The sequence below is a fragment of the Halorubrum sp. B53 genome, assembly GCF_059752395.1.
Genome location: NZ_MWTH01000015.1, coordinates 199,527 through 221,665, shown reverse-complemented (window position 1 = coordinate 221,665; position 22,139 = coordinate 199,527). Strand labels below are relative to the sequence as shown.

Here is a 22,139-nt window from a genome sequence, read left to right as displayed (position 1 = left end):
ATGGGAGCGATGACAGCGCGGAGAACCCAGGCGCGTCACATCCGGTCGCAGACGCGACCCGCCCGTCGCCGCGCAGGCGACCGCCCGCCACGAGGGTTTCCCGGTCGACGCGGCACGCCGCCGGAGATGAGACCGGTCGTTAGTGTTGCGGGCGACATTTCCGCGACTCGAGAGCGGCCGCGCTCGGCGAGTCCGAGTCTCCCGAGTCCCGCAACACAAACGGCCCGACGGCGAGCGTTCACTTCGAGGCCTCCGGCGCTCCGAAAAGGAGCGGAACACTCAGTTCCGCGGGTCCTCGGCGGAAGACGAGTCGTCGCTCGGCGTTTCCCCATCCTCGCTCAGGTGCCGCTCTATCCGCTCCATGGCTTGTCGAGTGCCACGGAGCTCCGCTACCAGTTCGTCTATCCGGTCGGCCGTAGCGGCGGCCGATTCCGTCGTCTCGTCGCCCGTCGGACCCGACCGCCGGTTTTCGGCGGCGTATTCGCTGGTCAGGCCGGAGATCTTCTCTCGGACCTCGCGGGCGTTTTCGACGTTCTGGAAACTGACCTCAGCGCCGGAACTGCCGGCGGTGCTGATGTCGATGCTGCCGAAGCCGAACTGTTTCCCCCAGAAGGACTGGCTGTACTCGGTGTTCTGGATCTTGTCGAGGCCGACGCTCTCGATGTTCGTTCCCAGGATCCCCTTCTTGACGTACAGGGACTTGTTGGTGACCACGTAGTCGGTGTTCTTCAGCGAGAGCCACGAGAACGGCAGCATAAGCAGGATGAGAAAGCCGATGAGGACCACCGTGAGGAGCACTCCCCAGACGGCGGTCCCGACGATGCTGACCGGAACGGGTTCGCCTGTCCACTGGATCTCTTCGTCGTCCTCGAGCGAGAGCCACTCGGGAACCTCGTGGTCGGCCGGCGTCGGTGCGGGGACGTCGGATTCGGTAGTCGCGTCTGCCATGGGCCTATTGGAGGTGTCGTTCGATGGTTTCCGCGGTTTTCCGCAGTTCCGTCGCCTCGTCGACGAGGGCCCCGATCGTTTCGGGGTCGAGGCCGCCGTGCCCCCCTCCGGGTTCACCCCGGCTCCCGTCGCCGGCCTCGGCGATCCTCGCCCGGAGTTCGGTACGGAGTCCGTCGGGGTCGTCCAAGTCCTCGATCGACATCTCGACGCCGCTCCCGCCGGCCGTGCTGAGGAGGATCGTCCCGTAGTCGAAGACGTTACCGAAGAAGCTCTTCTTCAACTGCGTGTTCTGGACGTTGTCGACGCCGATTCGGGTGACGTTCTCCGACCAGACGCCGGTCTTCTTGTAGACGTTCTCGTCGGTGAGGAGGTAGTCGGTGTTCTTCGTTTGCAAGTACGCCCGGACGGGAGTGACGGCTTGGAACAACGTCCAGAGGACGGCGACGGCCCACACCACCCGATCCGGAACGGGCAGTTCGACGTTCAGAACGGCCGTGAGGACGAACGCCGCCACGAACGCCGCCAGCGACCAGACGACGAACGTCACGACGTTCGAAACGATCCGGCGCAACCGCGGCTTTCCCGTCCAGACGACCTCCTCCCCCTCATCGAGCGAGAGCCAATCGGGTGATGTTACCATACGGCACGATTAATATCGATCGAGATATAGATTATGGCTATCAGAACTCCGGCTCGGTGTGGCCGGCCGATCTCGGGGTCTCCGCGTCCGGGTATCCGATCGCGACCGTTCCGGCATCGATCCGCCGTCCCGAGACCGGTCGCGCGCGGCTACTCCGAGTCGTCCGATTCCCTCGACCCCCCCGAATCCCGCAACACCAACGGGCCGATCGCGAGCGTCCGCTTCGCGAGGGTGAGGATCCGGAGCACGTAGGCGACGAACAGCGCGAACGGGAGCAGCGTGACGGCGAACGCGCCACCGACCGCGAGCGTGAGGTGGTCGACTCCGAGCGTGCGGCCCGGGAACGTCCCGACGTCGACGACGGCGACCATGGCGCCCGCGACGAGCAGCGCCGGGACCGCCGCGTACAAAATCAGCCGCGAGAGGTCGATCAGCGCCCACTGGAAGTACAGCGTCTTCACGTGCTCCCGCGCCGGGGCGAACAGCGAGAGCGACTCCCGGAGCTCGGTGAGGAGCGTGCGCTCCCGGTCGGTGAGTCGGTCCCCGTGTTCGTCCGTGAGACGCTCGATTCGGGCGATCTTCCGCCCGTAGTCGAAGTTCAGCGCCGCGAAGACGACGTCGAACGACCCGAACCGCGCGCCCTCGATCTGGCCGCGCACGTCCTCGGCGTTCTCGACGACGCTCCCGGCGAGGTCGCCGATATCGCTCCGAAGGGCGGCCGCTCCGTCAGATCCCTCTTGTTCCGCGTCGGCGTCGGTCCGCGAGTGCACCGACTCGCGAACCGAGCGCGCTCGCCCCGACGCGGCGCCGAGGATCGCGCCGAGGAACCCGGCCGGATCCGTGGGAGCCGGAGCGTCGGTCAACGCCGCGACGGTGTCCCTGACGTCCATCGCGCCGGCCATGCGCTCGTGCTGGTCGCCGAGCGGGCCGTTCTCCTGCGTGAGCACGAGCTGCCCGATCGTGACGACGAGTGTCGCTCCCGTGACGATGGCCGTGATCATCGCGGAAAACAGGGTCTCGATCGGGTCGCTCGCCCCGGTTTTCGCCGGGAGCGACGGCGAGAGTCCGGTGCCGACCGCGACGAACGCGACGAAGACGACGACCGTCAGGACCCCGGCGACGACGAGCCGGTTCGCCCGCAACAGCAGCCAGAGCTTCAGTCGGCTCTCGCCGGCCCGCCCTCGCATGGTCTCCGCGGTGTCCGTGTCGTCGACGTCCGAGGCGGGCTCGACCTCGACGGCGTCGGTTTCGGCCGCGTCCGGTCCCGATCGGTCGTCGTCCGTCATTTACGCGACACACGACGCTCGAACGACAGATAAGTACACGGGGCGATACCCGACGAGACGCCCGACGTAACGACGAGGCGCGCGGCGCAACTCACAACCCCGCGCCGGACGAAGCGGTCGGCACATGTCGACGCACGTCGGCCCCAGCGTCACCCTCGTTCGCAACGCCACCCTTCTCGCGACCGTCGGCGACACGACGTTCCTCGTCGATCCGCTGTTCGCGTCGCGGGGCGCGTTGCCGCCGATCGACGACACGCCGAACGACCGCACCAACCCGCTCGTCCCGATGCCCGATGTCGACCTGTCGCACGACGCCGTGATCGTCACGCATCGCCACCCGGACCACTTCGACGACGCGGCGAAGTCCGAGCTCGACGCGGACGTCCCGCTGTTCTGTCAGCCCGCCGAGGCCGACGCGTTCGTCGAGGACGGATTCACCGACGTGCGGCCCGTCGAGGACGCGGCGACGTTCGAGGGGGTCACCCTCCACCGGACCCCGGGCCGCCACGGCCACGGGGAGCTGGCCGAGGAGATGGGGCCCGTCTCCGGGTTCGTCCTCGAGGACGAGGCGACGCTGTACCTCGCCGGCGACACGGTCTGGTACGACCCCGTCGCGGAGACGCTGGATCGGTTCGAGCCCGACGCGGTCGTCCTCAACGGCGGCGCGGCGCGGTTCAATCAGGGGGCGCCGATCACGATGGGCGTTGATGACGTCGCCGCCGTCCGCGAGGCCACCGACGCCGCGGTCGCCGCGGTCCACATGGAGGCGATCAATCACTGCCTGCTTTCGCGGGAGGAGCTCCGCTCGGAGACGGACGGGGTGCTCGTGCCGGAGGATGGTGAGGAGATCGAGTTCTAGCCGCACCGCCGGTTCGAGAGTGGACTTGTCACTCCTCCCTGCGGTCATCGGAGCGGTTCCGTCGCTTCGAGCAGTCGCTCACTTCGTTCGCGATGACGTCGTGAAAGGGGTCCGGGTGCGAGAATCGAACCACGGTCGGACGTGCTCGCTTCGCTGCGCGCGACCTCCCTGCTTCAATTCTCCGCGGAGCCTCGCGGCTCGCGGTGTTGCTCGCCGCGAGAAGGTCCGGGTGCGAGAATCGAACCCGCGTCTCAGCCTCCACAAGGCTGAAGGATAGTCCACTACCCTAACCCGGACACGCGTCGATATCTATCCCGCTTTGATAAATAACCGTTACGACTCCCGGACGGGCGTGTGACGCGGTGCCGTCCGGTGATAGCGCCGAGTCGCCTCGGGGCGTCCGGCGCGCGGACGGGGTCGACGCACCGCGCCGCTTTTACTGTCCGCCGGCGTACTTCCGCGTACCCGTGGCGTTCACCGACAAGATCTACGTGAAGAACCACCGGCAGCTCGCCTCCCAGCTGGAGACGAACATTCCGAAGGGCGCGTTCGCCGGCGCGACCCTCGACATGCTGTTCACCGGTGACGGCCTCTCGAAGCTCGACTCCACGACGCGCGACCGCATCCTCGACTTCGCCGAGGACTTCCTCGACTGCGACTGTCAGGCGAACCCCTACTGCGGCTGTCCCGAGGAGAAGTTTATGCGGTACGTGCTGGAGCTCCGCGCCGAGGGGCTCGGCCCGCAGGCGATCGTGGACGTGATGACGGACGACTACATGGTGTACGCGTACACCGGCGACGTGCTCTCGTTCCTCGACGACGCGGTGCGGAACCTGGAGGCCGTCGAGACCCTCGCGGACGTCGAGGGCAACGAGGAGATGTCCAAGCGAGCGCGGCGCGCGAAACGGGAATTATCGGGATAAGACGCGTATCGGCGAGACGGGTCTGTTTGTGTGATCGGGTATTTATAAATCGTCGCTGGCGGCGGCGCGACGGGCGGCCACAGGGCCTCAGCCGCCCGCTTATAAGTGATCGTTGAAAGCGCGGTGACCAGCTTCAAAGCCCCAGTCGCTTGCTTATGAGTGAGTGATCGCGTATCGACGGTGACCACCTCCAAAGCCCCAGTCCCGACGACTTGGGGGCCTCGTTGCGCTCCTCGCTCGTTCGCTCCGCTCACTCGCTGCGGTGCTTACTTCGGCCGCCTTCGTCGTCGGGACTGCCCCTTTGAGTCCCACCCCACACCGCTCCGCACAGCACCTCACACCTCCCCAGCCTCGTCGGACCGGCGCGGCCGCGCCGGTCCGACTCCCTCGCGGGCTCTCGCCGGCGGCTCCGCCGCCGGCTGTCAGAGGGACCTTCGGTCCCTCTCTACTCGCGCCCGTTGGGCGCTCGGAGGCGCGCCACCGCACAGCACCGCGCCGTTTATTTATAAGCAAGCGGCGCTGTCGGGCGGTCGCGACACCCGTCCTCTTCGTTCGGTCTCGTTCCCGTCCGCGTGGAGCGTCCGAACGGTCTAAGTGCGCTCGCTCCCGAACTCGGGTAATGAGTCTTCGGCCCGCGTGGCTGACCTTCAGGCGATACGCGGCGGCGACGACGGGGATGACGCTGACGCTGTTCGCGCTCGGCGTCTACACCGCGGCGACCGGCTCCGGGCTGGCGTGCGAGGCCCAGTGGCCGCTCTGTTCGGACCAGCTCATCCCCGCGATGACGATCAACCCGGACTTTATCGAGTGGTTCCACCGCGCGTGGGCGATGATCACCGGGTTCCTCATCATCGGGACCGCCGGCTGGACGTGGCTCGGGAGCTTCGACCGCCGGACCCGGTTCGCGGCGACGCTCGCGGTGCTCATCCTGCCGGTACAGATCACGGTCGGCGCGATCACCGTCACCGTCGGCGGCCTCGTCCCCGGCGGCTACACCGTCTCGACGCACGCGGCGCACCTGATCGTCGCGCTGACGATCTTCACGCTGCTCGGCCTGGCGACCATCTGGGGCGGCGGGCGGGGGTCGACGCGGCTCCTCCGGATCGCGACGACCGTCGCCGTCGCGGGGATCGTCGCCAGCGCGGTGTTCTCGCGGGCGGTCCCGTTCGTGACGTACTCGCCGGGCGCGCAGGCCGGGTTTTACGTCACCGGGCTCGCCGGCCACTTGGGGCTCGTCGCGACGGTCGCGTTCGCCACCGAGGCCGTCCGCTCGGGCTACGCGGGCGTGAGCCGCTCGACGGCCGGGCGGGTCCGCCTGCTCGCCGGCGGTGCGATGGCCGCGCTCGTCCTGACGCTCCTGCTGGGCCGCGATCTCGTGTTGTACACCGCGGTCTGGGAGCAGCTCAACCTCGTCGCGCTGGCCGCGGCCGCCGCGCTCGCCGCGGGGGCAGCGTGGGTCGCGCGCGGCGCCGACGGCGCCGGCACCGCGACGGAGCCGATCGGCGGCGACTGAGCGGTCCCGGCGGCGAGTCGCTCACCTCGGACGGGCGGGCCGATCCACCGGATCGATCCGGAGGGATTCGGGCGACCGCCGTCGAGCCGCCTCGTCCGCGGAGGAAAGGTTAAAATCGGTTCACGTTCTCACACCGGTATGCCATACCGCACGGAGACCGACGTGAGTCGGCGGACGTACCTGAAGCTGACCGGCGGCGCCAGCGCCGTCGGGCTCTCCGGAGTCGCCGGGTGCCTCGGCGGCGGGAGCGACACCACGATCACGCCCGGCACCGCGCCCGGGTTCCCGCCGTTCGAGATGCAGGAGGACGGGGAGCTGATCGGGTTCGACATCGATCTGCTGGAGGCCGTCGTCGGCGAGACCGAGTACGAGATCGGCGAGTGGGAGACCTTCGAGTTCGACTCGCTCATCCCGGCGCTGACCCAGAACGAGCAGATCGACGTCATCGCGGCCGCCATGACGATCACCGAGGACCGCCAGGAGACGATCGCCTTCTCCGATCCCTACTGGGAGTCGGATCAGGCGATTCTCGTGCGCGAGGGCGGCAGCTTCCAGCCCGAGGCGTGGGAGGACTTCGAGGGCGTCGCGGTCGGCGCGCAGTCGGGGACGACCGGCGCAAATCAGGTGCAGTCGAATCTCGTCGACCCCGGACTCGTCGCCGAGGACGACTACCGCACGTACGGGAGCTACGTCCTCGCGGTCGAGGACCTCGAAAACGAGAACATCGACGCCGTCGTCATCGACAATCCCGTCGCCGAGACCTTCGCGGCCAACCGGGACGTGACGATCGCGTTCATCGAGGAGACCGGCGAGGAGTTCGGCTTCGGCCTCAGACAGGGCGAGTCCGAGCTCCAGTCGGCGCTCAACGACGGGCTCGCGACCGTCCGCGACAACGGTGATTACGAGGAGATAACCAACACCTGGTTCGGGCAGGAGTAGGATGTCGGTCTCCGGGACGCTCGCGCTCGTGGCGGCCGAGAGTCTCGACCCTGCGGCTCAAGCCGTGACCGGGACACGACCGGCCGGAATCGCTCCCGCGTTCATCGGCGAGGCCGCAGACTGGGAGTTCGTCCTCAGGAACGCCGACTACCTCGGCGTCGGCGCCCTGTTGACGATCGGGCTCACCATCGCGTCGATCCTCCTCGGCTTCCTCGTCGGCTTCCCGGCGGGCGCGATCGAGGTGTACGGCGACGGGTATCTCAAACGAGCCGTCAGCGTCGCGGGCGTCGTTCTCCGGGGGACGCCGATCGTCGTGATCCTCATCGTGATGTACTTCGTCGTCGGCGTCCCGCAGATCAACCTCGGGGTCGCGTCGGTCTCCTCGGCGGTCACCGCCGGGATACTCGGCCTCGGCCTCCGCAGCGCCGCCTACCAGTCGCAGATCTTCCGCGCGGCGCTGTCGAGCGTCGACGCCGGACAGCTGGAGGCCGGCCGGTCCATCGGGCTCTCGCGGTTCGAGGCGGTCCGGTACGTCGTCGTGCCGCAGGCCCTGCGCCGGTCGATCCCCGGGTTCCAAAACGAGTTCACGATCGTGTTGAAGGACACGAGTATCGTCTTCGCGATCGGGCTCGCCGAACTGCTGACCCGCGGGTACGACCTGTTCTCGGAGCAGACGACCGCGGTGCTCGAAGTCATCCTCTTTATCAGTGCAATCTACTTCGTCCTCACGTTCACGACGAACCGCGCGCTCGACCGCCTCGGCAGCTACTACGCGATCCCGGAGGGTGAGTCGGCGTGAGTGACGGCGACTTCCTCACCGTGTCCGACGTTTCGAAGTGGTACGGCGACGAGCAGGTGCTTCACGACGTCTCCTTCGAGATGGACCGCGGCGACGTGACCGTCCTGATCGGCCCGTCCGGCTCCGGCAAGTCGACGATGCTCCGGTGCGTCAACCGGCTCGCGGAGGCACAGGAGGGGTCGATCCGGCTCGACGGCGAGGAGGTGCTCTCGCCGGACCTCGACGTCGACGACCTCCGCCGGGAGGTCGGCATGGTGTTCCAGGGGTTCAATCTGTTCGCGCACCTCACCGCGCTTAACAACGTCGCGCTCGGTCCCCGTCGGGTCCTCGGACTCTCGGAGGCCGACGCCCGGGAGCGCGCGGAGGACCAGCTCGACCGCGTCGGCCTCGCCGACCAGCTCGACTCCTACCCCGCGGAGCTGTCCGGGGGTCAACAGCAGCGAGTCGGTATCGCGCGCGCGCTGGCGATGGAGCCGAAGCTCATGTTATTCGACGAGCCGACGAGCGCCCTGGACCCGGAGCTCATCGGCGAGGTGTTGGAGGTGATGCACGGGCTCGTCGATGAGGGGATGACGATGCTCGTCGTCACCCACGAGATGAGCTTCGCCCGCGAGGTGGCCGACGAGGTCGTGTTCCTCGACGAGGGGCACGTCGTGGAGCGGGGGCCGCCGGACCAGCTGTTCGAACGACCGGAGAAGGAGCGGACCGGCCGCTTCCTCGAACGCATCGCGAGTCACGACTGATGGCGAGCGCGACGAGACCCACGACAGTCCGCGAGCGCGTGGCCGACTCCGACCGCTCCGTCGGCCGGCTCCTCCTCGTCGCCGCCGGTGCGCTGTTCTGGAGCTGGCTCGTCGTCAGCTGGGGCAACCGATGGCTCGGCGGGGTCCTCGTGCCGGTCGGCGACCCGCTGGTGTCGGCGGCGGCGGTCGAGTCGACGCTCGCTGCGCTCCCCGGCCTCGCGGCGTACGCGGCCGACGCCGCGTTCGTGGTCGAACTCACGCCCGAGCTCGCGCGCGGGACGTGGCTCACCGTCGTGATCACCGCCGTGAGCCTCGTCCTCGGCTTCTTCATGGCCGTCCCGCTGGCGGTGACGCGGGTGTACGGTCGGTTCTCGGCGTGGGTCTCGCTCGCGTACACGGAGCTGTTGCGCGGCACGCCCCTCTTGGCCCAGCTGTTCGTGCTTTATTACGGACTCAACCTCGCGAGCTACGTCCCGGCCGCGCTCTCCGGCGTCTTCCCGCGCAACGTGGTGTGGGTGGCTATCGTCGGATTCACGCTCAACGGCGCCGCCTATCAGGCGGAGTACATCCGCGGCGCCATCGAGAGCGTCGATGAGGGCCAGATCACCGCCGGCCGCGCGATCGGTCTCTCGAAGCTGGAGACGATCTCCTACGTGGTGCTCCCGCAGGGGCTCCGCTACGCGATCCCCTCGTGGACCAACGAGTTCGTCTACCTGATCAAGTACTCGTCGCTGGCGGCGTTCATCACGGTCCCGGAGCTGTACTACCGGGCCGATCGGATCGCCGCCGAGACGTTCCGGTACACGCTCATCTTCGTCGTGACCGGCGTGACGTACCTCGCGTTAGTCCTCACCGCCTCGAAGCTGATGGGTCGCGTCGAGGACGCGGTCGCGATCCCCGGGCTGGGCGCCGATCGGGAGGAGTGAGCTACCCCTCGAACTCCGTGACGACCTCGACGCCGTGCACCTCGTACTCGCCCAGCGCGGCGAGTCGGCCCGAGACGGCCGAGAGCCCGATCTCGTCGCTCACGAGCGCGCCGGGGTCGACGTCGGTCGCCTCGACGAGCGCGAACAGGTCCCCGTAGCTCGTCGGCGGCATCCCGCGCGAGCCGAGAAAGGACACCTCCCAGCGGGTCATCCAGTCGGTCGGCAGCGACACCTCGCCGCGCTCGGCCTCGGTGGTCAGCCCCACTTGGACGTGCGTCCCGCGGGGTCGCACGGAGCGGACTGAGTTCCGGCAGGTCTCGGCGATCCCGAGCGCGTCGACGGAGACGTCGGCGCCGCCGTCTGTGAGGGCTCTGACGCGCTCCGGAACGTCAGTCGCGTCCCCGAGTTCGGTCGGGTTCACGAGCGCGTCGGCGCCGAGGTCGCGCGCGAGCGAGAGCGCGTCGTCGTCGACGTCGACGGCGACGACCCGGGCGCCGAGCGCGTCGCCGAGCTGGACCGCGGAGAGCCCGACGCCCCCGCAGCCGTGGACGGCGAGCCGGTCGCCGCCGCCGAGCCCGGCCCGCTCGGCGAGCGCGTGGTATGCGGTCATGTACCGGCAGCCGAGCGCGGCCGCGGCGGTCGCGTCGAGCCACGGCGGCCGCTCGACGAGGTTGTAATCGGCGTTCGGGACGGCCACCCGTTCCGCGAACGCGCCTGGCGCGTCGGGCTCGAAACCGAGCGCGCGCCCGTCGGCGCAGACGTTGCCGGCGCCCCGGCGGCAGTACGGACAGGTGCCGTCGCCGAGCGAGAAGGGGACGACGACGCGGTCGCCGGGCGCGAACCGGTCCACCGACCGCCCGACGGCGACCACCTCGCCCGCGGGTTCGTGTCCGAGGACCTGCCCGCGGGGGACGCGGTCGTCCGCCCACTCGCCGTGTCCCATCCAGGCGTGCCAGTCGCTCCGGCAGACGCCGCAGGCCTCCACCCGAATCACGACCTCGGCCGGTCCGGGCTCGGGGGCGGGCACGTCGCGGACCGCCAGCGGTTCGCCGTACTCGCGAAGGATCGCCGCGCGCATGCCGGGTGGTGGGAACGGAGCGTCGTAAAACCCGCCCGAGATCGAACGGCGGCGATTGAGACCGGATTCAGCCCGTCAGACACCTATTTTGTTTGTGATAAAACGAGTCACGGCGCGTACCAGCGGATCGCGCGTCCGACGCGAAACGCTCTTTTCGCCGCCCTTCTGCTTGATTTCATATGAGCTGGCGTTGATATCGATGGTAAGGCGATTGATAGTTAGGTAAGGTTTAATATCCTACAAGATAGCGGTCTGAACGTGAATTCGCCGATGGAGCGTCGACCGGGGGTCGCGTATCGACGGCCAAACGGCGACCCGAGCCGGTTCGTCGTCGAGGCCGGTGGCGAGCCGCGACTGGACGCCGACGCTCTCCCTCAGACCGACTGGTTGGAGGCCACGGCGGAAGCGGACCGCGAACGGCTCCGATCGGCGCTCGACGACGGGACAGTCGACGTCACGTACCGGCTCGCGATCGGTGACGACCAGACGTGGGTCCGAGAGTGCGGGCGCCGCGACGAGAGCGGCGACGTGGTCGGGTACCTCCTGCCCGCGAGCGAACGCGCCGAGCGCCGGCGCCGGCTGGAACGGGAGCGAGAGCGGCTGGAGGAATTCGCCAGCGTCGTCTCGCACGACCTCCGGAACCCGCTCTCGGTCGCCGTCGGAAACGTCGAACTGGCGAAGGAGTTCGAGGGCGAAGCGGCCGACGAACGGCTGGACCGAGCCCACGACGCCCTCGACTGGATGGACGACCTCATCTCGGACCTCCTGACGCTCGCCCGCGAGGGCCGCTCGGTCGAGGAGACCGCGACGGTCGACCTGCGTTCAGTCGTCGACGCGGCGTGGCGCACGGTGGGATCGGGTCCCGAGGTCGCACTCGTCGTCGACGGTCCGCTCCCGGCGATCGAATGCGACCGCAGCCGGCTCCGACAGGCGCTGGAGAACCTCTTTCGGAACGCGATCGAACACGGGGCGCCGGGCGACTGCTCGCCGAGCGAGCTCCCCGGCGACGTCGGTGCGGACGACGACGCCGCACCCGGACCGTTCGCCGACGACGGGAACGGAGACGTCGCGCCTCGGGACGCGTCGCTCCGGATATTCGTCGGTACCCTTCCCGGCGGGTTCTACGTCGCGGACGACGGTCCCGGGATCGAGCCCTCGGAGCGAGAGGCGGTGTTCGAACCCGGCCACACGACCGCGGACGACGGCACCGGCTTCGGGCTCGCGATCGTGGAGCGGATCGCCGAGGCCCACGGCTGGTCCGTGTCCGTCACCGAGCGCCGCGGCGGCGGCGCACGCTTCGAGTTCGAGGGAGTCGACGTCGTCGACGAGGCCGGATCGGCGGAGTCCGACCGAGGAGGCGTCACGTCCGAATCGGGCGGTTCGCCGACGGAGTAGCGGCGCGGCGCGCGGCGCCCGCGGACGACAGCGGCCTCAGACGAAGTCGCTTAGCCCCGCCTGTCCGTCGTCCTCGTCCCCCTCGTCGCCGGCGTCGTCGGCGACGTCGTCCGCGGTCGCGCCGCCTCCGAGCCCGCCGTTGGCATCGGTGTCGGTCCCGTCCGCGGCCGCGTCACCGTCGGCCGGATCCGCGTCGGCGTCGAGCTCCGCTGCCCGCGCGCCGCCGGCGAACGCGCCCTCGGCGTGGTCTTCCATCCGCTCCTCCCGGAGCGCCTGCGCGTCCTCGACGACCGACGCGACCTTGTTGGTGGACTCGCCGGAGCCGGTGACGAAGGCGACGCCCGCCTCGTCGAGGTCGTAGGCGGCCGCCATCGCGACCGTCAGCTCGCGGGGCTTGCAGTGATGGGTGACCGTCTCCAAGAACGGGAGCACCTCGCGGCGCGCGGTCGCGACGCTGCAGCCGCTCGCGGCCGCGATCCGTCCGACCACCTCGTCGGCGGTCGCGTCCGAGGAGCCCCAGAACTGCGGGCGGGAGTACCGGGTCCACCCGCCCTTCTCCCCGTCGCGGGCGGCGGCGACCCCGGCGGCCGCGTTGTCGGTCGCGTAGCGCCAGTAGGTGTAGTTCTGCGTGGCGCGCACGCGGCCCAGCCACACGTCGGCGTTCGCGAGGAAGTCGTACGCCCGGACCGCCTCCGCGGGCTCGTACACGTCCAGGACGTTGTTCTCGATCCACTTCGTGAGGTCGTCGGGCGTCTCGTCGACGGCGTACGCCGACTGGAGCGCCTCCTCCGCCGACTCCTCTTTGAGGACCGTGTCGAGGAACGGAAACAGCCCGAGCGCCTTGTCGCGGTCGCCGGTGACCACGTCTTCGACCGCGATCGAGTCGCGTCCCTCGGTCGCCGCCTGCAGGTCGTTGATCGCGCCGCGGAGGTCGCCGCGATTTCGCTCGGCGATGCGCTGGAGGGCGTCGGCCTCGAACTCGATCCCCTCCTTCCGGCAGACGTCCCGAAGGACGGGGACGATGGAGCGCGCGGAGACGTCGCGGAACTCGATCTCCTGGGTGGCGTTGCGGAGCCCCCGCGCCATGTCGTAGTAGTCGTTGGCGATGAGGACGATGGGCTGACCCGACTCCTTGACGAGCTTCGTGATCGCCGAGGCCCCGCCGCGGTCGTAGTTGCCGTGGATGTTGTCGGCCTCGTCTAAGATCACGAGCTGGCGGGAGGCCGTGTCGCCGCCGGCCGCGCCGCCCCCTGCCGCGCTCCCGCCGAGGGTCGCGTTGCGGGCGGCCCGGCCCGCGAAGCGCTCGATAACGTCGGCGGTGCGCTGGTCGGAGGCGTTCAGCTCGACCGTCTCCCACCCCATGTCGTTCGCGAGCGCGTGGGCCGCGCTCGTCTTCCCGACGCCCGGGCTCCCGTGGAGGACGACGGCCTCGCGGTGGTCGTCCCACGAGCGCGCCCACTCCGCGAACGCGTCGCGGGCCTTGTCGTTGCCGCGGACCTCCGAGAGGGTGCTCGGGCGGTACTTCTCCGTCCAATCGACCATTACCGGTGGTAGGTCGGTGCGGCGTTTAGTGGTTCCGGAGCGGTACGCCGCGGGGTCTCCGAGGCGCCCGGCCCGTGCCGTGTTCCCTCGGTCGGGCTGTGAGTTTCGCCTCGGCGAGGTCGTCGCAAAGACACGGCCGTCCCTGCGACCGCTGAATCGCACCGCTGTTTTGATTACCTGAGGCGACCATCTCCAGAGAATGACTGACGACAGGCTCGTCGAATGCGAGACAGTCGACGGCGCGGCGATACTTCGCCTGAACCGTCCGGAGAAGAAAAACGCGCTGAGCGAGGCCCTCGTCGTCGAACTCGCGGACGCGGTGGAAGCCGCCGAGGAGGCCGACGGGGTTCGGGCAGTCGTGATCACGGGCAACGGGGACGCCTTCTCTTCGGGATACGACCTCTCGGAATCCGGCGGAACGAACGACGGAGGCGTACCAACCGTCGAGGACGGCATCGCGCGCCAACAACGGGTCCTCCCGCTTTTCACGACGATTCACGAGCTCACGGTGCCGGTAATCGCGGCCGTCAACGGCGCGGCGCTCGCCGGCGGGAGCGACCTGGCGTTGACTTGTGACATCACGATCGGGAGCGATCGCGCGACGTTCGGTTACCCTGGCGTCCGGATGGGCGGGTTGCCGCTCTCGTTGATCTACCCCTTCGTCATCGGGATCAAGCACGCCCGAGAGCTGCTGTACACCGGCAAGACGATCGACGCCGAGGAGGCCGAGCGCATCGGCATGGTGAATCGAACGGTGCCTCACGACGAGCTGATGGACGAGGCGCTGTCTGAGGTCGAGGCGATAAAAAAGACGCCCGGAGCGACCGTCCAGATCACGAAACACATGCTCAACGACGTGGTCGAGATGCAGGGCTACCGCCCGGCGGTCAGAAACAGCGGCTATCTCGCGACGCTCTCTCACCAGACCGTTCCCGGACGGAAGTTCTTCGAAATCCGGGAGGAAGACGGAGTCGGGGCCGCCATCAAGTGGATGAACGAAACGGAAAAGCGATAACGCGACGCCCGATCGTCTCCCCTCGCTGATAGCCGCTGGATACTCCACTCCGATCGGAGCCGGTCGGTCACCGCTTCGTCGTATCCGATCTCGGTCAGGGCGGCACCAGCGTTCCGCCGAGTTCCGGCGGTGGCTCGCGACAATCAGAGGTGAGCCGCTCGGGACGTGCGTGTTAAATGCGCTTTTCGGGCGGTATACGGCTCCAAAATCCGATAATGAAAGCCAGCCAGAATGTTTATGGGACCGCTGAGAGTCGAACTCAGGTCATACGGACCCCATCCGCATAGGATACCACTACCCCACGGTCCCTGTCTGCACGCGGAAAAATGGCGGTGCGGTAATTAAGGACTTCGTTTCACTCCTCGTCTGCGCGCGGGACCACGAGGTCGCCGTCGACGGCCTCGGTCATCCGGCGCTCGTCAAGCACGGCCCCCGCGAGGAACGTCTCGGACGTCACGAGGAGTCGTTTATAAAAGCACGCGTTCCAGCGAGACGACGACGCCCGACTCGGCGTCGGGGTCGCCGACGAGCCGGCCGAGACAGACCGCGACGCCGTCGGGGGTGTGGCAGGCGACGAGCGGCGGGTCGTCGCTCGCCGAAGCCGACTCCTCGACCGGGTCCGCCGCTCCGTCCACGCCGATGATCCCGGGCGCGTACACCGGCGCGCCGGTGGCGACGTTGCGCGCTGCCGAGGGGGCGACCGTGACCGACGGGAGGTGCACCAGCGCGTCCTCGGCCGGGCGGACGACCTCGCGGAGCAGCGACTCGTCGCCCTCGCGCGCCCACGCCAGCCCGTCGACGAGGTCTTGTAGGGCGTGGAGGTCGCCGTCGTCGAACGGGTCGGTGGCGGTCCGGCGGAGGTGCCCCATGTGGGCGCCCACTCCGGTCGCGAGGCCGATGTCGTGACACAGTTTCCGGACATACGTCCCCGACTCGCACCGGATCCGGAGGAGCGCCTGCCGGTCCGCGACCTCCAACACGTCGAGCTCGTGGATGGTTCGGGTTCTGAGTCGACGCGTCACGGCGCTCTTCCGGGGCGGCTTCTGGTAGATCTCCGCCTCGAACTCGCCGACGACCTCGCGGAAGTCGCCCGGGGGCGACCCGTGGAGCTCGAGGACGGCGACGTACTCCTTGCTCCCCTCCAGGAAGACCTGCGCCGCCCGCGTCGCGTCGCCGGTGAGCGTGGGCAGACAGCCGGTGACCTTCGGGTCGAGGGTGCCGGCGTGGGCGACGCCGTCGATCGGCTCGCCCTCGGGAGCGAGCGCGGCGAGGGCGTCGTTGATCGCGTCGCGAACCCACGCGGAGAGCTGGTGGGAGGAGGGGCCGGCGGGCTTGTCGACGTTGACGACGCCGAACCGGAGCAGCTCCGGGACCGAGCGCTCGCCGGGCGGGGCTCTGAGGGGGTCGTCCGCGGGGTCGGGGGCGTCGTCGGCTGTGTCCGTCATTCGTGGGTACCGTGTGATCGCTGACTCAGAAGTCGTAGCTGACGCCCTCGATCGGCGCCTTCCCCTCGTCGGCCGCGGGGTCGTACGCCTCGACGGTCGCGACGAGCACGTCGAGGAACCGGTCGGGGCTCCAGCGGGCGGTGTTGTACGCGGCGTCGTAGATGGAGAGGTCGTCGATGTCGATGCCGTAGAACTCGCCGTACCGCTTGCGCTCGGAGTCCTCGCGGCGCTTCGTCTCCGCTTCGGCGCGGTCGACGGGCTTCCCCTCTCGCTCGGCGATCCGCTCGGCGCGGACCGAGAGGGGGGCGTCGAACCAGAACCGGAAGTCCGCGTGGTCGGCCGCGAGCCACCCGGCGAGCCGCGACTCCAGGACCAGCTCGTCACGGGTCGTGGCGATCTCGCGGAGGCGGCGGTCGAGCTTGCGGTCGAACGTGGGGTCCTCCTCGGCGAACTCGTTGAACTCGACCGGGGACATGTCGCGTTCGGCCGCCATCTCGCGGAAGATGTCGCCGCCGGAGACGTGGTCCACGCCGAGCCGGTCGGCGAGCCCGGCGGCGTTCGTGCTCTTCCCGCTGCCCGGCGGGCCGGAGACGGTGATCAACATATCGCTACTCCGCGGGTGGCGTTCAAAACGGTTGTCGTTCGGCGCCGGCTACGAGGTCCGCGTCGCCGCGGTCATCGACCACACGGCGACGGCGCCGAGCAGGACGGCGGGGACGAGCGGCAGCGCGAGGTAGGTCGCGAAGAAGGGGAGCCCGAACCAGCCCGCGACGTACGGGTAGAGGTAGATGATCCCGGGGATGACGAGGACGCAGGTGAACAGCACCGCCGTCAGCGCCCACCCCTTCCGGCCGAAGCCGTCCGCCACCGGTTCCTCGCCGGTCGGGGTCTCTCCGGTCGGGGCCTCGCCGCCGCTCTCGCCTTCCGGAACGTGGACGTAGCCGCCGTCCGCGCCCCCGTCCGCGTCGGTCTCAGAGCTCACTGTCCGGTTTTACCACTACCTTGCCAAAGCCCTCACGGTTCTCGATCATCTCGTGGGCGCGCGCGGCCTCGCTCATCGGGAGTGTCTCGCGGACGCGCGGCTCGAAGGTGCCGTCCCAGACGAGCTCTAAGACGTCGTCGACCTCGCCGGGCGTCGCCATCGTCGAGCCGATGACCGACAGCTGGTTCCAGAAGATGCGGTTGAGTTCCGCGTCGGGGTTCGGTCCCGTCGTCGCCCCGCAGGTGACCAGCCGGCCGCCCTTCGCCATCGACTTCAGGGAGTTCGGATACGTCGCCTCGCCGACGTGATCGACGACGATGTCGACGCCGCGGCGGCCGGTGAGCTCGGCGATCTCCTCGGCGAAGTCGTTCGCCTCGTAGTCGATGACGTGGTCGGCGCCGCACTCCTCGGCGTGCGAGAGCTTTGCCTCGGTGGAGGCGGTCGCGAACACCTCACAGCCCGCGTGGTCGGCGATCTGGACGGCCGCGTGACCGACGCCCCCGGAGGCGCCGAGCACGAGCACCTTCTCGCCGGCCTCGATGTCCGCGCGGGTCTGGAGCATCCGCCACGCGGTCTGGAAGACGAGCGAGGCGGAGCCGGCGACCTCCCAGTCGACGCCCGAGGGGACCGGGACGAGGTTCTCCGCGGGGACGGCCGCGAGCTCGGAGTGGACGCCGCGGACGTGCTCGCCGATGATGTGGAACGAGGGGCACAGCGACTCCTCGCCGTGGCGGCAGAACTCGCACTCGCCGCAGGAGACCCCCGCGCTCACGGCGACGCGGTCGCCGGGCTCGAACCGCGTCACGCCCTCGCCGACCGCCTCGACGACGCCGGCCGCGTCGCTGCCGGGGACGTGCGGCATCTCTAGGTCGACGCCCGGCAGCCCGCGGCGTGTCCAGATGTCGAGGTGATTCAGCGCGCCCGCTTTGACGTCCACGAGGACCTCGCCGCGGTCGGGCTCGGGGTCCGGGAACTCGCCGTACTCGATCACGTCGCGGTCGCCATGAGAATCGAACTGGACTGCCTTCATGAATCGGACCACCCGCGGCATCCACTAAACAGTACGCCAAACGGAATCCCTCGCGACGCGGGGGTTCCGCGGCCCGGCGGCTTCGGCGGATTCCGGTTCACCAGTGTCAACCTCTCACACCCGTGCGAACGGGGCACACTCGCTCCGCCCTTCCGTGATGTTTAAGTAGCGAAAGCGGGACCGTACTGATGCACGAACTGCAGGGGCACCGGGTCCCGAGTCCACGAGGGCGATGATACGACGCGAGTTGCGGTAGCCAAGCCTGGCCCAAGGCGCAGGGTTGCTAACTCTGTGGCGTCACTGCCTCCGGGGTTCGAATCCCCGCCGCAACGCTCGAACGGACCGAGCACCGCCGGATTCGCGCCGGTAGGGCTCACCACAACCAACACATGAGCACGGAAGAACCACAGGACGACTCGCCGGAGGAGGAGGAAGACCTCCAGTACTTCGTCCGGATCGGGGGCGCTGACCTCGACGGGACGAAGACGGTCGAGCGAAGCCTGTCCGAACTCGACGGCATCGGCACGCGCACGGCGCGGCTGGTCGCCGAGAAGGCCGACGTGGACCGCAACGCCACGTTCGGGCTCCTCGACGAGGGTGACATCGACGCGGTGGTCGACATCGCCGAGAACCTCGAAGACCACGTCCCGTCGTGGATGACGAACAGACAGAACGACTTCTACTCCGGAGAGACGACGCACCTCGTCGGCACCGACGTCAACGAGAAGCGCCGCCACGACATCAACCGGATGAAGGTCATCGAATCGTACAAAGGCGTTCGCCACAAGCGCGGCCAGAAGGTACGCGGCCAGCGCACGAAGTCCACGGGCCGGTCCGAGGGCACCATCGGCGTCAACGTCGAGGAGATCCGCGAGGAGATGGCCGAGGAAGCGGAGGCTGACGACGAATGAGCACCGGCAAGAACACGAAGGGCTACGAGACGCCGAATCACCCGTACCAGGGCGAGCGCATCGCCGAGGAGTCCGACCTCCTCTCGCGGTACGGTCTGAAGAACAAAGAGGAGTTCTGGCGCGCCCAGTCCGAGCTGCGCAGCATGCGACGCGAGGCGCGTCGCCTGCTCGGCGAGGCCCAGGGCGACGTCGACGCCGCCCAGGAGGCCGGCGCGGAGTTCGTCGCACGGCTCCGCCGCATCGGCATCCTCGGCGACAACGACGACATCTCCGCGGTCCTCTCGCTGGACGTGACCGACCTGCTCGAGCGCCGTCTCCAGACGGTCGCCTACAGACAGGGGTTCGCGTCCTCGACCCAGCAGGCCCGCCAGTTCATCGTTCACGGCCACATCACCGTCGACGGCGCGCGCGTCACGCGCCCCTCGGTGAAGGTCGACGTGGACGACGAGGGCGCCATCGCCTTCGACGAGACGAGCCCGCTCGCGGACGATCTCCACCCCGAGCGCGCGGAGTCACAGGAGTAACCAACCATGAGTGAATCCGAGGACGGAAAGTGGGGCATCGCCCACGTGTACGCGTCGTTCAACAACACGCTCATCACGGTCACCGACGAGACGGGCGCCGAGACGATTGCCAAGTCGTCCGGCGGCACCGTGGTGAAGCAGAACCGCGACGAGGCGTCGCCGTACGCCGCCATGCAGATGGCGGAGGTCGTCGCCGAGCGCGTCAAGGACGCCGGCCTGGAGGGCGTGCACGTTCGCGTGCGCGGCCCCGGCGGGAACCTCAACAAGTCCACCGGTCCCGGTGCACAGGCGACGATTCGCGCGCTCTCGCGTGCGGGCGTCGAGATCGGGCGCATCGAGGACGTCACGCCGATCCCGCACGACGGGACGAAGGCGCCCAAGAACAAGCGAGTCTGACATGACGGAAGACGACTTCGACGTCCAGTACGTCGAACGGGACGAACGCAGCGCGCGGGTGCTGATCCGCGGGCTCACGCCGGCGTTCGCGAACGGTATCCGCCGCGCGATGATCGCCGACGTCCCGACGTTCTCGATCGACACCGTCCGGTTCGTCGAGAACTCCTCCGTCATGTTCGACGAGATGATCGGGCTTCGACTGGGACTGGTACCCCTGACGACGCCGCTCGACGACTTCGAGGTCGGCGACGAGGTCACCCTCGCGCTCGACGTCGAGGGCCCGGCGACGGCGTACTCCGGCGACATCGAGAGCGCCGACCCGCTCGTCGGAGTCGCCGACGAGAACGTACCGATCATCGAGCTGAAGGAGGGACAGCGGCTGGAGTTCGAGGCGGACGCGGTGCTGAACACCGGCAAAGACCACGCCAAACACCAGGGCGGCGTCTCCGTCGGCTACCGCCACCTCCAGCGCGTCTCGGTCGAGGGCGACCTCGGCGAGTTCGACGACGACGAGCCACGGATCCTCCGCGGCGTCATCGAGACGCCCGAGGGGGACATCGAGCTCACCGACGAGTTCGACAACGACCTCTCGGAGCGGTTCCCCGGGAAGGAGGTCACGGTCGAGGACGTCCCCGGCGCGTTCGTCTTCCACATCGAGACGGACGGGTCGTTCAGCGTCGAGGAACTGCTGCTCCGCGCGATCGACTCCATCGAGGAGCGCGCGGACGAACTACAGACGAAAGTCGCGGTCTAACGTAATGACGGACCTTCAGATCACGCGGCCGGCGCTCGCCCCTGCACGGAGCCGCGGCGCCGCGTCCCGATCCGACGCCGCGTCGGATCGCTCCGGGCTCGAGTCGGGTCGTTCCGACGGCGGGACCGAAAGTGGTTTGAAGGGAGCCGGGTTACGCAGGAGTGCACGCAGGGATAGCCAAGTCAGGCCAACGGCGCAGCGTTCAGGGCGCTGTCCTGTAGAGGTCCGCAGGTTCAAATCCTGCTCCCTGCACTCCGTTTTCACTAACTCTCCGCTTCAGGAGGGACAGCTATGAGTAGCAAGACGAATCCGAAACTACAGAACCTCATCGCCGATCTGAAGTCGGTCTCGCGCGATTCCGGTGCCAACGTGTGGCAGGACATCGCCGACCGACTGGAGAAGCCACGGCGCACGCACGCTGAGGTCAACCTGGGCCGCATCGAACGGTACGCTCAGGAAGACGAGACGGTCGTCGTCCCCGGCAAGGTGCTGGGCAGCGGTGTGCTCGAAAAGAACGTCACCGTCGCCGCAGTCGACTTCTCGGGCACCGCCCGCACGAAGATCGACCGAGCCGGCGAAGCGGTGTCGCTTGAACAGTTCATCGAACAGAATCCCGAAGGGAGCAACGTCCGGGTGATCCGATGAGTCTCGCGAAGATAGACGCGGACGTCGTCGTCGACGCCCGCGACTGCATCCTCGGTCGCGTCTCGTCGAAGGTCGCGCAGCGCGTCCTCGACGGCGAGACGGTCGCCGTCGTCAACGCCGAGCGCGCGGTCATCACCGGCAACGAGGAGGCGACGATGGAGACGTACCACACCCGCGCGGAGCTCGGCTCCGACAGCGGGCCGTACTACCCCAAGCGCCCCGACCGGATCTTCAAGCGTGCCATCCGCGGCATGCTGCCGTACAAGACGGAGGACGGTCGTGAGGCGTTCTCGAACGTCCGCGTCTACGTGGGCAACCCCTACGAGCGCGACGAGGACGCCGAGACCGTCGTTCTCGACGGCACCTCGCTCGACCGCCTCTCGAACATCAAGTTCACGACGCTCGGGGACATCTCCGAGTCTCTGGGAGCCAACGTCACATGGTAACTAACACCTCAGGCAAGAAGAAGACGGCCGTCGCCCGCGCCACCGTGCGCGACGGCGAGGGTCGCGTTCGCATCAACTCCCAGCCAGTCGAGCTGGTCGAACCGGAACAGGCGCGGCTCAAGATGATGGAGCCGTTCCGCATCGCGGGCGAAGAGCTCCGCGACGGCGTCGACATCGACATCAACGTCGAGGGCGGCGGCTTCAGCGGCCAGGCCGACGCGACGCGGACCGCCATCGCGCGCGGTCTCGTCCAGCATCTCGGCGACGCCGAGCTGCGCGACGCGTACATGAACTTCGACCGCACGCTGCTGGTCAACGACGTGCGCCAGTCCGAACCCAAGAAGTGGGGCGGACCGGGCGCGCGTGCCCGCTACCAGAAGTCCTACCGCTGAGGTGATCC

The 22,139-nt window shown here is 68.7% G+C and carries 25 protein-coding genes and 4 tRNA genes; 18 read left to right on the top strand and 11 right to left on the bottom strand.

The features are described 5' to 3' along the window. Nucleotides 1-279: 279 nt before the first annotated feature. From B4V06_RS13635 to B4V06_RS13625, 3 genes are all read right to left on the bottom strand, one after another. The gene (locus tag B4V06_RS13635; RefSeq protein ID WP_123112547.1) at nt 280-948 is read right to left on the bottom strand and encodes a PH domain-containing protein; all 669 of its coding nucleotides are present in this window, start codon (nt 946-948) and stop codon (nt 280-282) included. Between the two features lie 4 nt (nt 949-952). After that, a complete protein-coding gene (locus B4V06_RS13630) occupies nt 953-1,588 on the bottom strand; it encodes a PH domain-containing protein (RefSeq protein WP_123112546.1) in 636 nt (211 codons plus the stop codon). Between the two features lie 149 nt (nt 1,589-1,737). Continuing rightward, nucleotides 1,738-2,874: a DUF7972 family membrane protein gene (locus B4V06_RS13625; protein ID WP_498170217.1), complete on the bottom strand. Its 1,137-nt coding sequence runs from the start codon at nt 2,872-2,874 to the stop codon at nt 1,738-1,740. Nucleotides 2,875-2,998: 124 nt separating this feature from the next. Between B4V06_RS13625 and B4V06_RS13620 the strand changes: the two genes are divergently transcribed. After that, the gene (locus B4V06_RS13620) at nt 2,999-3,733 is read left to right on the top strand and encodes an MBL fold metallo-hydrolase (protein ID WP_498170215.1); all 735 of its coding nucleotides are present in this window, start codon (nt 2,999-3,001) and stop codon (nt 3,731-3,733) included. 223 nt (nt 3,734-3,956) lie between these two features. Here B4V06_RS13620 and B4V06_RS13615 read toward each other — a convergent pair. Beyond that, a tRNA-His gene (locus tag B4V06_RS13615) sits at nt 3,957-4,029 on the bottom strand. Between the two features lie 171 nt (nt 4,030-4,200). On the opposite strand from B4V06_RS13615, the gene B4V06_RS13610 reads away from it, so the two are divergent. From B4V06_RS13610 to B4V06_RS13585, 6 genes are all read left to right on the top strand, one after another. Then, nucleotides 4,201-4,656 carry a DUF5814 domain-containing protein gene (locus B4V06_RS13610; protein ID WP_498170644.1) on the top strand — a complete coding sequence of 152 codons (456 nt, stop codon included), beginning with the start codon at nt 4,201-4,203 and terminating at the stop codon, nt 4,654-4,656. A gap of 619 nt (nt 4,657-5,275) precedes the next feature. Further along, complete coding sequence (locus tag B4V06_RS13605) at nt 5,276-6,169, top strand: COX15/CtaA family protein (RefSeq protein WP_123112543.1); 894 nt, start codon at nt 5,276-5,278, stop codon at nt 6,167-6,169. A gap of 138 nt (nt 6,170-6,307) precedes the next feature. Then, nucleotides 6,308-7,108, top strand: coding sequence for a basic amino acid ABC transporter substrate-binding protein (locus tag B4V06_RS13600; protein ID WP_123112542.1), 801 nt, complete (start codon nt 6,308-6,310; stop codon nt 7,106-7,108). Nucleotide 7,109: 1 nt separating this feature from the next. Further along, complete coding sequence (locus B4V06_RS13595) at nt 7,110-7,907, top strand: amino acid ABC transporter permease (RefSeq protein ID WP_123112541.1); 798 nt, start codon at nt 7,110-7,112, stop codon at nt 7,905-7,907. Further along, nucleotides 7,904-8,650: an amino acid ABC transporter ATP-binding protein gene (locus B4V06_RS13590; RefSeq protein ID WP_123112540.1), complete on the top strand. Its 747-nt coding sequence runs from the start codon at nt 7,904-7,906 to the stop codon at nt 8,648-8,650. The genes B4V06_RS13595 and B4V06_RS13590 overlap by 4 nt, the downstream gene beginning before the upstream one ends. Continuing rightward, entirely contained in the window at nt 8,650-9,576 is a 927-nt protein-coding gene (locus B4V06_RS13585; RefSeq protein ID WP_123112539.1) for an amino acid ABC transporter permease, read from the top strand. The genes B4V06_RS13590 and B4V06_RS13585 overlap by 1 nt, the downstream gene beginning before the upstream one ends. A 1-nt stretch (nt 9,577) precedes the next feature. Here B4V06_RS13585 and B4V06_RS13580 read toward each other — a convergent pair whose 3' ends face one another. Then, the gene (locus tag B4V06_RS13580) at nt 9,578-10,654 is read right to left on the bottom strand and encodes a zinc-dependent alcohol dehydrogenase family protein (RefSeq protein WP_498170211.1); all 1,077 of its coding nucleotides are present in this window, start codon (nt 10,652-10,654) and stop codon (nt 9,578-9,580) included. A 270-nt stretch (nt 10,655-10,924) separates the two neighbouring features. Here B4V06_RS13580 and B4V06_RS13575 point away from each other — a divergent pair, with 270 nt between their 5' ends. Then, nucleotides 10,925-12,049 carry a sensor histidine kinase gene (locus B4V06_RS13575; protein WP_123114830.1) on the top strand — a complete coding sequence of 375 codons (1,125 nt, stop codon included), beginning with the start codon at nt 10,925-10,927 and terminating at the stop codon, nt 12,047-12,049. Between the two features lie 36 nt (nt 12,050-12,085). Here the strand turns inward: B4V06_RS13575 and B4V06_RS13570 are convergent, their stop codons facing one another. Further along, nucleotides 12,086-13,591, bottom strand: coding sequence for a replication factor C large subunit (locus tag B4V06_RS13570; RefSeq protein WP_123112537.1), 1,506 nt, complete (start codon nt 13,589-13,591; stop codon nt 12,086-12,088). A gap of 199 nt (nt 13,592-13,790) precedes the next feature. Between B4V06_RS13570 and B4V06_RS13565 the strand changes: the two genes are divergently transcribed. After that, entirely contained in the window at nt 13,791-14,606 is an 816-nt protein-coding gene (locus B4V06_RS13565) for an enoyl-CoA hydratase/isomerase family protein (protein ID WP_123112536.1), read from the top strand. A gap of 238 nt (nt 14,607-14,844) precedes the next feature. On the opposite strand, the gene B4V06_RS13560 is transcribed toward B4V06_RS13565, so the two are convergent. The 5 genes from B4V06_RS13560 to B4V06_RS13540 form a co-directional block, all read right to left on the bottom strand. Continuing rightward, nucleotides 14,845-14,915 (bottom strand) — tRNA-Pro (locus B4V06_RS13560). A 158-nt stretch (nt 14,916-15,073) separates the two neighbouring features. Then, nucleotides 15,074-16,051: an RNA-guided pseudouridylation complex pseudouridine synthase subunit Cbf5 gene (locus B4V06_RS13555; RefSeq protein WP_123112500.1), complete on the bottom strand. Its 978-nt coding sequence runs from the start codon at nt 16,049-16,051 to the stop codon at nt 15,074-15,076. Nucleotides 16,052-16,076: 25 nt separating this feature from the next. Beyond that, a complete protein-coding gene (cmk, locus tag B4V06_RS13550) occupies nt 16,077-16,655 on the bottom strand; it encodes a (d)CMP kinase (RefSeq protein WP_123112499.1) in 579 nt (192 codons plus the stop codon). A 48-nt stretch (nt 16,656-16,703) separates the two neighbouring features. Further along, the gene (locus B4V06_RS13545) at nt 16,704-17,033 is read right to left on the bottom strand and encodes a DUF7977 family protein (protein WP_123112498.1); all 330 of its coding nucleotides are present in this window, start codon (nt 17,031-17,033) and stop codon (nt 16,704-16,706) included. Continuing rightward, entirely contained in the window at nt 17,023-18,063 is a 1,041-nt protein-coding gene (locus B4V06_RS13540; protein ID WP_123112497.1) for a zinc-binding dehydrogenase, read from the bottom strand. The genes B4V06_RS13545 and B4V06_RS13540 overlap by 11 nt, the downstream gene beginning before the upstream one ends. 246 nt (nt 18,064-18,309) lie before the next feature. On the opposite strand from B4V06_RS13540, the gene B4V06_RS13535 reads away from it, so the two are divergent. From B4V06_RS13535 to B4V06_RS13495, 9 genes are all read left to right on the top strand, one after another. Next, nucleotides 18,310-18,395 (top strand) — tRNA-Ser (locus B4V06_RS13535). A gap of 57 nt (nt 18,396-18,452) precedes the next feature. After that, entirely contained in the window at nt 18,453-18,974 is a 522-nt protein-coding gene (locus B4V06_RS13530) for a 30S ribosomal protein S13 (RefSeq protein WP_123112496.1), read from the top strand. Then, complete coding sequence (locus B4V06_RS13525; RefSeq protein ID WP_092564730.1) at nt 18,971-19,498, top strand: 30S ribosomal protein S4; 528 nt, start codon at nt 18,971-18,973, stop codon at nt 19,496-19,498. The genes B4V06_RS13530 and B4V06_RS13525 overlap by 4 nt, the downstream gene beginning before the upstream one ends. A gap of 6 nt (nt 19,499-19,504) precedes the next feature. Further along, nucleotides 19,505-19,894, top strand: coding sequence for a 30S ribosomal protein S11 (locus tag B4V06_RS13520; RefSeq protein ID WP_004046448.1), 390 nt, complete (start codon nt 19,505-19,507; stop codon nt 19,892-19,894). Between the two features lies 1 nt (nt 19,895). Continuing rightward, nucleotides 19,896-20,648, top strand: a complete 753-nt coding sequence (locus B4V06_RS13515; RefSeq protein ID WP_123112495.1) for a DNA-directed RNA polymerase subunit D — start codon at nt 19,896-19,898, stop codon at nt 20,646-20,648. A gap of 167 nt (nt 20,649-20,815) precedes the next feature. Further along, a tRNA-Leu gene (locus B4V06_RS13510) sits at nt 20,816-20,900 on the top strand. Nucleotides 20,901-20,939: 39 nt separating this feature from the next. Then, nucleotides 20,940-21,293, top strand: a complete 354-nt coding sequence (locus B4V06_RS13505) for a 50S ribosomal protein L18e (protein WP_092564725.1) — start codon at nt 20,940-20,942, stop codon at nt 21,291-21,293. Beyond that, a complete protein-coding gene (locus B4V06_RS13500; protein WP_123112494.1) occupies nt 21,290-21,739 on the top strand; it encodes a 50S ribosomal protein L13 in 450 nt (149 codons plus the stop codon). Before B4V06_RS13505 ends, B4V06_RS13500 begins: the two co-directional genes overlap by 4 nt. Further along, the gene (locus B4V06_RS13495) at nt 21,733-22,131 is read left to right on the top strand and encodes a 30S ribosomal protein S9 (RefSeq protein ID WP_123112493.1); all 399 of its coding nucleotides are present in this window, start codon (nt 21,733-21,735) and stop codon (nt 22,129-22,131) included. The genes B4V06_RS13500 and B4V06_RS13495 overlap by 7 nt, the downstream gene beginning before the upstream one ends. Nucleotides 22,132-22,139: the final 8 nt, after the last annotated feature.

Excerpts from the sequence above, each read along its gene's own strand:
- B4V06_RS13635 (WP_123112547.1), bottom strand. The coding sequence starts at position 948 with ATGGCAGACGCGACTACCGAATCCGACGTCCCCGCACCGACGCCGGCC.
- B4V06_RS13630 (WP_123112546.1), bottom strand. The coding sequence starts at position 1,588 with ATGGTAACATCACCCGATTGGCTCTCGCTCGATGAGGGGGAGGAGGTC.
- B4V06_RS13625 (WP_498170217.1), bottom strand. The coding sequence starts at position 2,874 with ATGACGGACGACGACCGATCGGGACCGGACGCGGCCGAAACCGACGCC.
- B4V06_RS13620 (WP_498170215.1), top strand. The coding sequence starts at position 2,999 with ATGTCGACGCACGTCGGCCCCAGCGTCACCCTCGTTCGCAACGCCACC.
- B4V06_RS13605 (WP_123112543.1), top strand. The coding sequence starts at position 5,276 with ATGAGTCTTCGGCCCGCGTGGCTGACCTTCAGGCGATACGCGGCGGCG.
- B4V06_RS13600 (WP_123112542.1), top strand. The coding sequence starts at position 6,308 with ATGCCATACCGCACGGAGACCGACGTGAGTCGGCGGACGTACCTGAAG.
- B4V06_RS13595 (WP_123112541.1), top strand. The coding sequence starts at position 7,110 with ATGTCGGTCTCCGGGACGCTCGCGCTCGTGGCGGCCGAGAGTCTCGAC.
- B4V06_RS13585 (WP_123112539.1), top strand. The coding sequence starts at position 8,650 with ATGGCGAGCGCGACGAGACCCACGACAGTCCGCGAGCGCGTGGCCGAC.
- B4V06_RS13580 (WP_498170211.1), bottom strand. The coding sequence starts at position 10,654 with ATGCGCGCGGCGATCCTTCGCGAGTACGGCGAACCGCTGGCGGTCCGC.
- B4V06_RS13575 (WP_123114830.1), top strand. The coding sequence starts at position 10,925 with ATGGAGCGTCGACCGGGGGTCGCGTATCGACGGCCAAACGGCGACCCG.
- B4V06_RS13570 (WP_123112537.1), bottom strand. The coding sequence starts at position 13,591 with ATGGTCGATTGGACGGAGAAGTACCGCCCGAGCACCCTCTCGGAGGTC.
- B4V06_RS13565 (WP_123112536.1), top strand. The coding sequence starts at position 13,791 with ATGACTGACGACAGGCTCGTCGAATGCGAGACAGTCGACGGCGCGGCG.
- B4V06_RS13555 (WP_123112500.1), bottom strand. The coding sequence starts at position 16,051 with ATGACGGACACAGCCGACGACGCCCCCGACCCCGCGGACGACCCCCTC.
- cmk (WP_123112499.1), bottom strand. The coding sequence starts at position 16,655 with ATGTTGATCACCGTCTCCGGCCCGCCGGGCAGCGGGAAGAGCACGAAC.
- B4V06_RS13540 (WP_123112497.1), bottom strand. The coding sequence starts at position 18,063 with ATGAAGGCAGTCCAGTTCGATTCTCATGGCGACCGCGACGTGATCGAG.
- B4V06_RS13530 (WP_123112496.1), top strand. The coding sequence starts at position 18,453 with ATGAGCACGGAAGAACCACAGGACGACTCGCCGGAGGAGGAGGAAGAC.
- B4V06_RS13525 (WP_092564730.1), top strand. The coding sequence starts at position 18,971 with ATGAGCACCGGCAAGAACACGAAGGGCTACGAGACGCCGAATCACCCG.
- B4V06_RS13520 (WP_004046448.1), top strand. The coding sequence starts at position 19,505 with ATGAGTGAATCCGAGGACGGAAAGTGGGGCATCGCCCACGTGTACGCG.
- B4V06_RS13515 (WP_123112495.1), top strand. The coding sequence starts at position 19,896 with ATGACGGAAGACGACTTCGACGTCCAGTACGTCGAACGGGACGAACGC.
- B4V06_RS13505 (WP_092564725.1), top strand. The coding sequence starts at position 20,940 with ATGAGTAGCAAGACGAATCCGAAACTACAGAACCTCATCGCCGATCTG.
- B4V06_RS13500 (WP_123112494.1), top strand. The coding sequence starts at position 21,290 with ATGAGTCTCGCGAAGATAGACGCGGACGTCGTCGTCGACGCCCGCGAC.
- B4V06_RS13495 (WP_123112493.1), top strand. The coding sequence starts at position 21,733 with ATGGTAACTAACACCTCAGGCAAGAAGAAGACGGCCGTCGCCCGCGCC.